Source organism: Aeromonas sp. s7(2024) (assembly GCF_040907825.1).
In the GTDB taxonomy this organism is placed as follows: domain Bacteria; phylum Pseudomonadota; class Gammaproteobacteria; order Enterobacterales; family Aeromonadaceae; genus Aeromonas; species Aeromonas veronii.
In genome coordinates, this window is the sequence record NZ_JBFOCM010000035.1 from 82,065 (window position 1) to 94,420 (window position 12,356).

The window sequence follows — 12,356 nt, forward strand, 5'->3', positions numbered from 1 at the left end:
GGCATGACTGCAGAGGATTTAACCCGTCTACATGCGGCGCTGGACGTACTCGAAGGGCGAGAAGCCGAACTACTGGTCTGGGGAGACACGGAAGGTGCCTTTACGGATGCGGATATTCTGTCCCTGTTCGCCCACCATTTTCCCGATGAGAATGGCAAAGTGCTGATGCAGGATCTACAAGACGCCGCGATGTTGTTTAGCATCCCCAATACTCAGGGAATGAGGCTTTATCGCACGCGTATGGCGGAATCTGTCCATCTTTTTCGCCATCAGCGCCAGTGGTTTCGCGGCCAGCAACTGAGTCGCACCCGGACGTTGGTGGCCGACTATCGCTTTATCCGCCGCCCACGCAGTTATCCCGCAAGGATACATCCGGCTGAAGAGGTGTTGAACCAGTGGTCCGACGTTGAGTGGATGAACGACATCAAGCGTCAGGCCTTACGGGCGCTGATAGGTGATTTCTCCATCGCAGGTTTTCAGTCCCGGGCGACTGCTCGCATCCTGCGTGCATGGGATTTTCACAGCGGCCATACGCACATCAAAGAACCTACGGCCACCATCGTTTGTGCAGGCACAGGCAGCGGTAAAACGCTGGCATTTTATCTGCCAGCGCTGACTTCACTCATCAATGACCTGCAGCGCGATCGCTCGACGCGAGTCCGCACGCTGGCTCTGTATCCTCGTAATGAACTGCTCAAAGATCAGTTTATGGAGACTTGGGGAAAATGCCGTGAAGTGGACAATCAGGCGGTTAAACTTTCCGGGCGTAAAATCCGCATTGGAGCTTACTTTGGCGATACGCCTTACAGTGCTCAAAAAGTGGCTACCGATAAAAAAGATCAGGATCTTCCTTTCGGCTTTCTGCGCTGTAACACGCCCAAATGCCAAGGCGAAATGCGCTGGAAAGCCGAGGATATCCGCCATGGCAAAGAGATACTGCGCTGTACGCACTGTACACACAGCGTGGGTGAAGATGAGGTGGTGCTCACTAGAGTCTCACTGATGAGCAGTCCGCCAGATATTTTGTTCACCACCACTGAAATGCTTAACCAGCACCTCGGCAACAACCAAGCCAACCACCTGTTTGGCGTAGGCATAAATGTGATTGCGCCGCCAGTGGTGCTGCTCGATGAGGTTCATACTTACTCTGGCAATAGCGGAGCACAAACTGCCTATCTGTTGCGACGCTGGATGCAACTGGCGCGCTGTCGCCCGCACTTTGTCGGCCTATCTGCAACCCTTAGTGATGCAGAACGTTTCTTCGCAGATCTTGTGGGTGCCAACAAAAAACATGTCATGCTGATTGAGCCCGCTTTCCAAGAGATGGTGGATGAAGGGGCTGAGTACCTGCTGGCACTGCGTGGCGATCCTGTTTCGCAAACGGCGCTGCTTTCTACCACTATCCAGACCAGCATGCTGGCCCGTCGGATCATGGATACCCGTAAAGCCAGATCGCAGGGTACCTGGGGACGCAAAACATTTGTCTTTACCGACGATCTGGATATCAATAACCGCCTGTATCATCAACTTTGCGACGCCGAGGGGTGGCGTACACGTGGGCAGCAACTGGTGCCCAATGAAACCCCTCTGGCGGCGCAGCGTAACGAAAGCAATGGGGTAGCAGATGCGCTAACTCTCGCTGGTCAAAACTGGCGAATGCCTATCGATATTGGGCACCCTCTTGATAATCTCGATAGAGCCATTGTGGCGAGAACTTCAAGCCAGGATGCTGGGGTGAATCCCAAAGCTGAAGTGGTCGTCGCTACAGCCTCGCTGGAAGTCGGTTTTAACGATCCCTCCGTCGGCGTTGTCATTCAACACAAAGCACCGCGCAATGTCGCTTCTTATCTTCAGCGCAAAGGCCGCGCCGGTCGTTCCAGAACGATGCGCCCCTGGATGATCGTGGTACTGTCGGAATTCGGTCGTGACCGCGTGGTGTATCAGCGTTATGAAGAATTGGTGGCGCCAGAAATAAAGAGCCAGTCGCTGCCACTTGGCAATATCCATATTCAGAAAATGCAGGCGGCAATGGCGACGCTGGACTGGCTGAGCATCAAGATTGCCAAAAGTAATATCTGGTCACTGCTGAACAATCCGCCCAAAAGCGCAGCGCAGCACGGGCAACTGGAACGCATGCTCAACCTGATTTCCGCCGTGCTGGAACAAAATACTTGGCAACAAGAGTTGGAGCAGTACTTATTCTACGCGCTCAAAATCACCGAGTCGCAACTTCAGCGCGTCATGTGGTCGCCGCCGCGTTCCATTATGATGGAATTGCTACCGACTCTGAAACGCCAATTGACGACCCAGTGGTCGCTGATGGGCATCCCCGGTGCAGACAGAACAGCGGGTCGCTCTCCGCTACCTTCATTTATTCCGGCAGCCCTCTTCAGTGAACTGAACTTACCTGAGTTGGGCATCCAACTCGAGCGTCGTTTTAAAAAACATGAATACCTACCGTTTATTCAGGGGTTGAGGGAGTTTGCTCCGGGCCGTATTTCCAAACGCTACGCCATTTATTCCGATCTGGAGGCCGACTGGCTGGTGCCGAAAAATTTTGTTCCATTGATGGACGAGGTATCGGACGTCGATTTCGACATCAATGAAGCATTTGGCGAAACCTGGCAACCAGAGTGTCTGATTGGACGGCCGGATGCACCACCGCTGAGGGTGATTCGGCCTTTACAGGTTCACACCCGAGCCCTTGATTTCAAGCAAAATCTGACCGAGAAAAGCAACTCGCAGTTGCAATGGCATACCCACTTTGCCGCTGACGCCCAGGCTGAAGCGATGGCGATTCCCTCCGGGCCATGGGCGTCAGCGTTGCAGTCAGTGACTTTTTATACCCACCAGCATATGACGCCGCTTGAGTTAACGCGTTATGCCACCACAGCAAGCGCTTCGCTTCGCAGTAAAAGAAAACAAAGAGCCTTGGTTAACTTTAGATGGGTTGAGAATGGTCAGCCTGTGGGGGTGGGCGCTCGCCAGTGGGTCGATGGCATGAAACTGTGCTTCACACTGTCTGAAATGTTGAATAAAGAGGCGATGAGAGATGCTCGGTTATCAGGCTCACTGAGGACGCTATATTTTCACCACTGTATTCGTTGTGAGGCAAAATTCGAAAACGACAGTTTCATCGCTGACTGGGTCTTTGAATGCTATCTGGCAGCGTTGACGAAAGAGATTGCCAACCACCACACAGTATCTGACGCACTTCTGGCGCTGCAAACACATGAGGGTAGAGAGTCGCTGGCGAGCATTGCTGATTCGCTGTTTCAGGCGGAGAACATTTTTGAAAATAATGATGAATGTGACAACAATGCAGAGCGCCAAGAGTTGCAGCAGCAACTGAGAAGCTTGTTTAAAGATCCAAAACTGATAGGGATGCTTGATAGGCATAGCGCAGTTTTCACCGACGAACTCAGCGAAAATCCCCATTTTTGTCAGTGGTTGCAGACACTGCTGATCAATACTTTATCCGGCGCAGTCAAACACACCAGCCAACTGCTGCTTCCTGACGTGGACGAGCGGGGACTACTCGTCGATGCCGTGCTCCACGGAGAGCAACTCGAGGTCTGGCTGACCGAATCTGAGCCTGGTGGTTGCGGGATCATCACTCGCTTCGAAGAGGCGTTCCATAACGATCCGGTCGCCGTACTGAATCTGTTCATCCGCAGTTTCGCGGCCAGTGACTATGAGCAGATTGATGACGATCTCTTCGCGTTGCTTTCACAACTTCCATCAAACGAAGTTCTACGACGGGCGCTGAGTGATTTGCGCAACGCTGACAGTCATCAGGCGCGTAGGGCGGCAAATAGGCAATTGCGTGCGCAACTTAAAAAGCAAGGATTTGCCCTTTCCCATAGCTTTATGTCCGTGCTACACACCCGAATCCTACGACCAGGAAGCCAGGCGTCTCATGACGAACAACTGCTCGAGTATCTTCGCAAATGGCGGGAACTGGAGGCGAAAGCAGGCTATGAAATCAGCCTCAATATCTTCGCTCATACGCAGGCCACACAGGAGTTGCCTAGCGCAAACGTCACCAAAATATTTAACCGTTTTTGCCAGATTCAGGGCAGGCTCTGGCAACGGGGTAATACGCTTCGCCAGTCAATACTCAGCTACTACAATCCGTTCGATAATGGACCGAAACTGACGGAAAGACTGCTGCTCAGCACGCTTTTCCAGCAGTCAGCGACTCAAATTAAGGTGACCGACAGCGATTGGTTGCAGCAAATCCACGCAACGATAGCCCGCGAAGGATTCGCTGAACTGCTGATCCCTCGAGAAGGCCGCCATCAAATTGTACAGACTATCTCTACGTTACAGACGAACCCAGTGGAGTATTTCGGTCTGCATCTTTATCCACGACTTGGAGCGATTGACTATCAGAGCAGCAATATCGTATTGCGAATTGAACTTGCGGAAGCCCTGCAGTAAGGAGCATATGGAATGGAAGAACAACGGCAAATATTTCTCCATGGGCCTCTCGGACAACGGCAACTACGTGAGGTTCTGAGCGCGCAGTTTTGTGGGCTTATTTTGTATCCAGAAATTATCTGGTTGATTTCACCATGGATGAGCGATTTCGATGTCATTGATAATCGGGGGGGGCAATGGAACTTTCTTGACCCTTCTTGGGGTGCTAGGATGATCAGTTTCCAGGAGGTTCTAGCCACCGCAGTAAATAATGGTTGTCCACTGCGGATTGTCACTCGTCCTGATAACATAAGCAAAGTATTCATAGAGCGTATGCGGGCACGACTCTCACCAGATCACGATATGCAGTACAAATATCATGACAACTTGCATGCTAAAGGCATGCTGACGGCAAATTTCTTCCTGAAAGGTTCAATGAACTACACCTGGAGTGGCGCGAACCTCAATGACGAGCATTTACTGTTTACGATAAATAAGGCAGCGATATCTGATGCTTTGATTGAATTCAGCGGGAATTATGCCTTTGGAGATACCAATGATTAACGTTCCTCACTGGTTAACGATGTTCTTTGACGCTGGAAACCTTCTTTGCATAGATAAATTGTTGGGCGACAATGAAAATTCATATCCTGATGATTTAAAGATTGTTTTACTTCCACTACTTGAGAGTGCCCTGGACGGTCAGTGGCCGATAATCCTCCCGTGGTGTGATAAACAGCATTGGGTCTTCTTCGCTGCAAGTGAGAATGAACGCGCTATGTCAGAACTTAGCTGTGTTCTTAACGCTAGACTGGGGTCAGCTGATGTTATACCAGACTGGCAGGTTGAGTTTAGCCCAAGTGCGGGAGCAATGGGGTTGGCTGAAGCTGAAATGCTTAAACATTGTAAAGCTGGTTTCATTCGAATTGAGTTGCAACCGGGAATACGAGCAGATAAATCAGCCAAAGTACGTGTATTCAATGCCCTCAAAGATGTGATTAATCTTTTTCGTTCTCGCCCCTCGCTTGTTGGTTCGATCAAACGACCATTTGGCCGGATTCTCAGTGATTTTATTCTCGCGAATAAAGAGAGGGATGAAGGTTCAAGTACTTTATATCTACAGGAACTTCGGGACAGTGGGGGGGTATCCCAGCGAAACATTGTACTACTGGAACTTCAGCAAGCCGGTAAACTGCAGAAATGGGAAAGCCTGCTCAACCATGAAAAGTTGCCAGACTTGATCCATGGTCGTATCACTACATCGCTTGTCAGAATGCTGCTTAATGCTTATCAGCAATGCTATTTTGATGTAAATAATGGTAATTATACCCAATACACGCCTAATCAATTGCGCGCGCATTGTCTTTCCCTTTATCCACTGTTTACGCAAGTGCCTTTGCTCCTTAACGATGAGTCATCCTTGTGTTACTGGAAAACCTGGGCAATAGGCGCAGCTTTAGTTGGGGAACTGAAATTGCTGGACGTCGTTCCAGAAAGCCTTAAGACCGACTACATACCAGCATTACTTTCATGGATAGGGCTTCCCTCCGATATCTTGCAGAACGATTCCACTCTATTGCCTGTGACACAGCCAAACTCTATACGGTTACTAGCAGAACAGTTACAGAACTCTCTTACTGCAACGCAAGAGGAACTTCCGCACTATGAAGCGATGTTGAATTCTTTAGACGCATCATTGCTTGAGCAAGCGTATAGTGTGCCACTTTTGAAAAAGTTGATTGATGGAATATACCTATTGTCTGCACCACAAATAGTGGGCTGGGACATGTGGTTTGCTCAATTGTGCCAGCATGAAATTGATGTTAGCGCTCTCGTGCAATTGGTCGCTATTGAGAGTGAACATTGGTCAATACAAACATTTCATGAAGAATTGTTGTTCCACGTCTTGTCAACTGAACTACCTGAGGATGCATACTCAGTATTGCGAAATATAATGCCCTCACTTGTAGAATGGCTCGAAATACATCAAATTTTGCTAAGTGCTCGAACATGGATAAAATTGATGAATGTTCTTGCTATGCAACAAAAAATCAGTCAGTCAGACATTAAATTAGCAGTGATAGCATCAAGTGATTTTCTACAGGGAACATTTAATCAACCAGAGTACGAAGATTTTATAGCCACATTGCAATTAATAATTGAGCGTTCAAGTTCGCTTAAAAGTTTATATTCACTTTCTGAGTTGATGGAAGTTTTTCTTGATGGCCCTTGTCTTTCTATCCCTATGCGCACCGTACTGTGGATGGATATTCAAAAAGTTGTAGGAACCCTTTGGTCGAGGCTAGATTATCAGACAAGCATATTAATGCGAAACATCGCGATAGATGTGATGGGGGAAGGTGCAGAACAGGCATTTCCTAGAGAGATGCAAAACGAGAATATCGTAAACATAGCAAAATGGCCGGACTTGGTGGGTAAATTAGTGGCAATATACACCTTAACAGAAGGCGTCGCGAGACGTACAAAAAGTATTTTGGAAGATATGTTTAACGGAATAAAAATTGAAATAAATAATGACCATGCGAGCACTGAATGTCTTTTGCAATTAGCAGAAAAGGCAGATTATTTTATTTGTTCATCTGAAAGTGCAAAGCGCCATGATCTTTGTGCAATTACTAGCAGATGTAAAAAAATAATATACTCACAGGGAAAGGGGTCTGCATCACTGATAAATGCATTTATTGATGCAATTAGTGATCGGACCTTAAAATGATAAGGCTAGTTAAATTTAAAAAGTTAAGCGAATTAGAACTATTCTCCTCTATATGTACAACTAGCTGTGCAAGTCTCCTTTACTATTACTGCGCTTAAATATGGTAAGGTTGGTTTGAGTTTATGCCAAATCCAACTAGACAAAACCTCACTGGTTGGGTTTTCTAAACCAGGTATTTCATTAAGGTAATGGTGGTCAAGTTGTTCTAGTATTGGTTTAAAAACAGTTTTTATTTCGGCGAAATCCATCACCCATCCGGCATGGCTATCAACTTTACCTGTAATTTCTAATCCTACAATAAAAGAATGGCCGTGCAGTCTTCCACACTTATGTCCTTGAGACACATAAGGTAGTCGATGCGCACTTTCAAACGAAAATTCTTTATAAAGAGTCGCATTCATTTTCGAAGTTCTCAGTTTCAGGCATCTAAAAAACACCTTACGTCAATAAAAATTGACAGTCAACTTTTTATGGATTGTGAAAAGGCCACATTAACATGCTGCACATTTTTTGGCGATTTACTTGAAAGTCAACCTTGTTAATGTTTTACTGTTTTATAGTTTAACGTGCTTTCTTTTTCAAGGAGCGGAGGTGAAAATGACGTCTTTAGAATTTGATTTATTTAAAATAATAGAGAAAAGTCATGGAACATTTGATTGTGCTACGCTTGCTCACGCATATTTTGTCAAAGTAAATTACAGGGGCGATTATTTAGAGCTACACTCAAAGATCACTGCTTGCTGCGAGAGGCTTTATGATGCAGGCAAGTTGAAAAAAATTGGAAAAAATATGTACTCATATCATTCAAGATAAGCTCGTGGCGGTTCATAACCCGCCACGAACCTGACTATCAGGCCTTATCGTAAGCTGTTATGAGGTAATCACTAACAAGCACGATATCTTTTTGGACATTTTGTAACTGATTCCATTTTCTAGTAATTGCTATACCATCAGAGTCCATTCCAAATTCCCATAAGCCATGACTCCAGTGACAACAATGTTTGATGAAATTTAGTTGTTCTATATAAAAGTCAATGGTTGGAATAGGTGTCCATTCTTTTTCAATTGTCTTGAACAGCATATGTTGTTCATCAATATGGTCCATAAAACTGCCAAGTGAAAGAATACCTACCCCATGTAATAATCTAGAATGTCTAGGCTTTTTATCCCAATCTTCATTAAACACAACCTTAACACCTTCCCAGAAATTATTTAATAGTGATAGCATCATTTCGGGATCGCCAGTACCATTTTGATGGTCACGAAATCTATATAATGCACCTTCTTTTAAACTAGCATCTACCATTTTAATGATGGATGTATCTGCTATTGTTCCACTAGGATTAGTTGCCGTCTTAATTCGACCATTTAACGGACCATCTTCAAAGTTCAAACATAAAGTCAAGTAGGATGCAAACTTTTTTGCTTGTAAGTCTGATGGCAGTCGACCATTTGTATATGGTGATAATTCATTAAGTAATGATTTCGGCAGCGGTTTTGTCGAATTTACTAGCATAAATTGTTCGCGCTGTTCTTCATCTGTTTTTGTTATAAATGCCGATACAGGCATAACAAAGTCATCAACATCTGCTTCTCTCAGGGCTGCAGTTCGCTGTTGCCCATCGACAATAAAACCAGGTTTTAAACCATCGACATTTAATGGAATGTGTAAAAAACCAAAGCAGTCTGAATCATCCGTTGCTTCAAATTTAACGCTATCATTAAATGCGATTATAATTGGGTTAGGGATTAATGGATTGTTACTTTCGATATACCGTTGAATTTCTTTAATATGAGATTGAACCTCAGGTCTTTGATAACCTTTTAGTTCTCGATTATTACGGCTAATTCGTGAAATACTTGCTACCTCAGGAATTAATTTTCCATTAATGGCAAGACTGTACAGGCATCTGTTGTTACCTTGTTTAATTTTCAGAGCCGGGACTCGAAGTGTAGCCTTTTGGGTCATTTTAAAGCCTTAATTTAGTCAAAAATAGAGGTTAGTTTTTCGTAAAAAACTTGAATGTTGTGAAAGCCTCTGCGTCTATTTCTTTCTGCGCCACGAAATATCACAACATTTATTCCAATTTCGCGACATATTTCACATGAGCAATGTTCCCAAGGTCTATCTGCCAGCGTTTTTTCGTAATCATCCTTTATTGATATTGCATTTTTTTCGCCAGAATGAAGGCGTTCATATGCTAACAATACATCTAAGGTATAATTTAGCGAGGCTCTTCTTTCACTATATTCGAATAGTGCCTTAAGGGTTGCTTTTTCCAACTCTCGTGCAATATCTTGATTAATCACTCCGGATTTTATTTTTCTTCCCAGAGATACATTACCATCTAATTGAGGAACTCTTAAGGCAACATAATTTTTGCCAGATAATGTATGATAATTGTTTTTTCTATCTTTGAAAGCCTGTTGCAATGGGGTTGTGGAGTCAATACTCACGACTCCCAAGTCTGAAAAACGCGCTAACTCTTGAGGTCTTGCAATACCTAATAAATGGAGCTTGGTATTACTTTTTCTTACAAGGCTGACTTCCTCTAGAGTTTCAATTATTTGCTCAGTCTTTAGAGGAACCATACCCCCCATCGTAATATATTCATAACCCATTGAAATTAGTTTCTTTACTGAGTCGGCATAAGATGCTCTATCCCATCCATGAGCAACACCAAATGGAATGAATTTTGAATTTTTAGATTTAATTAAAAATTCATCCGCCAAGGAAAGTGTAAGCTCTTTTCGCCGACTGAACTCTTTGAGTTCAGTTTCAGAAAAGCATCGACCTGCTTTTTCGTAACCAAAAACAATGTGATCTAGCGATACGCCATAATCAAACTGAGATGCCTCATAAAAATTAATAACATCCTCAACTCTATATGGAGGTTCGTATTGAGTCACATAAGTAAATGCGCCACAATCCCCCATACTTTCCATGTTTTCTGGTAGCCTAAAGAAGCGTGACATTCCTTCTCTGAAGAAACGTAAACGCTGAGGTCTTGAGTATTTTGACTCACCAGTACCAAGCCCATCCACAACTGCCTTAGAGACAAGCATACCATCATACGGTCGAGAAAAGACTTCGTGTGGATACAAGTCATCACGTTGTCTAATTCGATGTTCGTTCCTCGTTTCTTTAAAGAAATTAAAACTAGGATCAATGAAGTCTTGGCTATCAGGAAAAAAGTACTTAAGTCGTGGCAATTGGACCTCCAACAGTTGTCAGTTGACAGCTGGTCATTATATCATGCGCCACATTACTTGTAACTATTTTTTATATCTAAAAAAACTTTCCTGAATCTGCGTTCTTCTGCACATCTCCCGCTACTTCTTAGCTTAATAAGACATTTTGTGGCGCTAAGATTAGAGTTAGATTGCAGTTCAGTTGATATATAAATGCGTAAATACTCATCTGTACATTTTATTTTATCTGATTTAACTATGGCAGGAATCGTGTTATGCATCTGATTGATAGAGTTTTTTGTTGAGCAATAGTCGAAATTTTGCTCCTTTAACAATTCAATAAATTTATTGGCCAAGCAGATATTTAATGATGTAGCATTGCACTTAAGCCAAGGTAGCATTAGTTTGCTACTTGAAAGAAAACAATCCTTTATTATTTTTTTTTCACTAAAAGATTCAGTTGAGGAGGTAATTATAACCAATTGTTTTTGAGGGTTAGATAGAAACTTTGCTCCTTGGATGAGGTCATCTAGAATCGCATTAATATATATATTAGAACCTGCGATTATGAAAAGTTCATCGTGTTTACTCTGCATCAGATGCGCAATTGATTTACATCTTGAATAATTATTTTTAATCTTGCAAAGGTGAGACCACCACACCCTAGAAGATTCTTTACTCGTCATTCCATACGTGGGGATAGAATCATCACAATTAGGTGTGAATGTGGCTTGGTAATTTATTGTGGAATCATTGGCATTGATAAGGCCTAGGCCAGCAGAAATAACCCACAAATCGACGAATTCATGCTTTTTTGCTTTTAAAGCATTGGTCCAATGACTACCTTTGTATAAATTGATAGCATCAGTTGGCTGATTATTTTGCATGTTCTCTGTGATAAGATTTGACCATGAAAGTGCAAGTTCATGTAAATTATCATATTTATGCTTGATACCATCAAGCCTCAGAGTGCTATTGCTTTTTCCTTTGGAATTGGAGCAGGTTGTAATCAGGTTGATATGTGGCATATATATAATTTCTGTAGGCTAGTGGCGCAGAAGCTACTGGAATCAATTGGTTTTTACAAGTTTTTTTGGCACAATTTCTGACCTGATGATGATTAATGAGCCCATTGAGGCTCATGGTTGTCTTGCGGAGGTGTCTCAAGTGGGGTCTTCGTGAGAGTGCAGGGATAAAGGTTAACCAATTCAACATTAGGCTCGCAAACTTTTGCTCTTGGGACCTTTGTTGGCTCGTTTGTCCTGAGAGATAGGGAGATGACTTAGATGAGAGTTGCTGTTGTGGTATTCAGTGGTGGTCAGGATAGTACTACTTGCCTGATACGTGCCCAGCAAGTTTATGATGAAGTTCATGCAATCACCTTCAACTATGGTCAGCGTCACTCGGCAGAGGTTGAGGTTGCACGGACCTTGGCAACACAACTGGGAGTTAAGGCCCATAAGATCATGGATGTCAGTTTGCTCGGGGAATTGGCTCTATCATCTTTAACTCGGGATGAGATCCCAGTCAGTTGCGAACTACAGCATAACGGGTTACCCAACACCTTCGTGCCTGGGCGGAACATTTTGTTCCTCACCCTGTCAGCTATCTACGCCTATCAAGTGGGGGCCGAAGTGGTCATCACTGGCGTGTGTGAAACCGATTTTTCTGGCTACCCAGATTGTCGTGACGAGTTTGTTAAGGCTCTCAATCTGGCCGTGGTGCTTGGGATGGACAGGCCGGTTAGGTTCGAGACACCACTGATGTGGCTTGATAAGGCTGAGACTTGGGCGTTGGCTGACCACTGTGGCCACCTTGAGACAGTACGTCGTCAAACCCTGACCTGTTATAACGGTATTCAAGGGGACGGTTGTGGCGAATGCCCCGCCTGTATACTGCGAGCAAAGGGTCTCGAAGAGTACATGGCGCAGGGGCCGGCAGTTCGTATCCGCCTCGAGGCCAAATTGGCATCGGCTTCCTGAGTCGGTCATTTTCACCCTTTCAGACA

9 protein-coding genes are annotated in these 12,356 nt (G+C 44.5%); 5 read left to right on the forward strand and 4 right to left on the reverse strand.

The window, feature by feature from the left end:
- The first annotated feature begins 3 nt into the window (after positions 1 to 3).
- Genes dpdJ through dpdD form a run of 3 tightly spaced genes read left to right on the forward strand, consistent with a single transcriptional unit; the run spans position 4 to position 7,156 of the window.
- Complete coding sequence (gene dpdJ / locus AB5Y73_RS14630; RefSeq protein ID WP_368148140.1) at positions 4 to 4,443, forward strand: protein DpdJ; 4,440 nt, start codon at positions 4 to 6, stop codon at positions 4,441 to 4,443.
- 12 nt (positions 4,444 to 4,455) lie between these two features.
- Positions 4,456 to 4,986, forward strand: coding sequence for a phospholipase D-like domain-containing protein DpdK (gene dpdK, locus AB5Y73_RS14635; RefSeq protein ID WP_016349787.1), 531 nt, complete (start codon positions 4,456 to 4,458; stop codon positions 4,984 to 4,986).
- The gene (gene dpdD / locus AB5Y73_RS14640) at positions 4,979 to 7,156 is read left to right on the forward strand and encodes a protein DpdD (protein WP_368148143.1); all 2,178 of its coding nucleotides are present in this window, start codon (positions 4,979 to 4,981) and stop codon (positions 7,154 to 7,156) included. The genes dpdK and dpdD overlap by 8 nt, the downstream gene beginning before the upstream one ends.
- Before the next feature lie 38 nt (positions 7,157 to 7,194).
- Here the strand turns inward: dpdD and queD are convergent, their stop codons facing one another.
- Positions 7,195 to 7,557 (reverse strand): 6-carboxytetrahydropterin synthase QueD, encoded by a 363-nt coding sequence (queD, locus tag AB5Y73_RS14645; RefSeq protein WP_368148145.1) that lies wholly within the window; start codon positions 7,555 to 7,557, stop codon positions 7,195 to 7,197.
- A gap of 190 nt (positions 7,558 to 7,747) precedes the next feature.
- Here queD and AB5Y73_RS14650 point away from each other — a divergent pair, with 190 nt between their 5' ends.
- The gene (locus tag AB5Y73_RS14650) at positions 7,748 to 7,969 is read left to right on the forward strand and encodes a hypothetical protein (protein WP_128836355.1); all 222 of its coding nucleotides are present in this window, start codon (positions 7,748 to 7,750) and stop codon (positions 7,967 to 7,969) included.
- 37 nt (positions 7,970 to 8,006) lie between these two features.
- Here the strand turns inward: AB5Y73_RS14650 and dbpB are convergent, their stop codons facing one another.
- The 3 genes from dbpB to AB5Y73_RS14665 are packed head-to-tail and all read right to left on the reverse strand — an operon-like array spanning position 8,007 to position 11,376.
- On the reverse strand, positions 8,007 to 9,125 hold the full coding sequence (dbpB, locus tag AB5Y73_RS14655) for a DGQHR domain-containing protein DpdB (RefSeq protein WP_368148147.1): 1,119 nt from the start codon (positions 9,123 to 9,125) through the stop codon (positions 8,007 to 8,009).
- A gap of 14 nt (positions 9,126 to 9,139) precedes the next feature.
- Complete coding sequence (gene dpdA / locus AB5Y73_RS14660; RefSeq protein ID WP_013724047.1) at positions 9,140 to 10,369, reverse strand: tRNA-guanine transglycosylase DpdA; 1,230 nt, start codon at positions 10,367 to 10,369, stop codon at positions 9,140 to 9,142.
- A gap of 53 nt (positions 10,370 to 10,422) precedes the next feature.
- Positions 10,423 to 11,376: a hypothetical protein gene (locus AB5Y73_RS14665; protein WP_368148149.1), complete on the reverse strand. Its 954-nt coding sequence runs from the start codon at positions 11,374 to 11,376 to the stop codon at positions 10,423 to 10,425.
- Between the two features lie 258 nt (positions 11,377 to 11,634).
- On the opposite strand from AB5Y73_RS14665, the gene queC reads away from it, so the two are divergent.
- Complete coding sequence (queC, locus tag AB5Y73_RS14670) at positions 11,635 to 12,330, forward strand: 7-cyano-7-deazaguanine synthase QueC (RefSeq protein ID WP_368148151.1); 696 nt, start codon at positions 11,635 to 11,637, stop codon at positions 12,328 to 12,330.
- Positions 12,331 to 12,356 lie beyond the last annotated feature (26 nt).

What these genes read in the sequence shown, in the direction of transcription:
- dpdJ (WP_368148140.1), top strand. Translation starts at nt 4, where the DNA reads ATGACTGCAGAGGATTTAACCCGTCTACATGCGGCGCTGGACGTACTC.
- dpdK (WP_016349787.1), top strand. Translation starts at nt 4,456, where the DNA reads ATGGAAGAACAACGGCAAATATTTCTCCATGGGCCTCTCGGACAACGG.
- dpdD (WP_368148143.1), top strand. Translation starts at nt 4,979, where the DNA reads ATGATTAACGTTCCTCACTGGTTAACGATGTTCTTTGACGCTGGAAAC.
- queD (WP_368148145.1), bottom strand. Translation starts at nt 7,557, where the DNA reads ATGAATGCGACTCTTTATAAAGAATTTTCGTTTGAAAGTGCGCATCGA.
- dbpB (WP_368148147.1), bottom strand. Translation starts at nt 9,125, where the DNA reads ATGACCCAAAAGGCTACACTTCGAGTCCCGGCTCTGAAAATTAAACAA.
- AB5Y73_RS14665 (WP_368148149.1), bottom strand. Translation starts at nt 11,376, where the DNA reads ATGCCACATATCAACCTGATTACAACCTGCTCCAATTCCAAAGGAAAA.
- queC (WP_368148151.1), top strand. Translation starts at nt 11,635, where the DNA reads ATGAGAGTTGCTGTTGTGGTATTCAGTGGTGGTCAGGATAGTACTACT.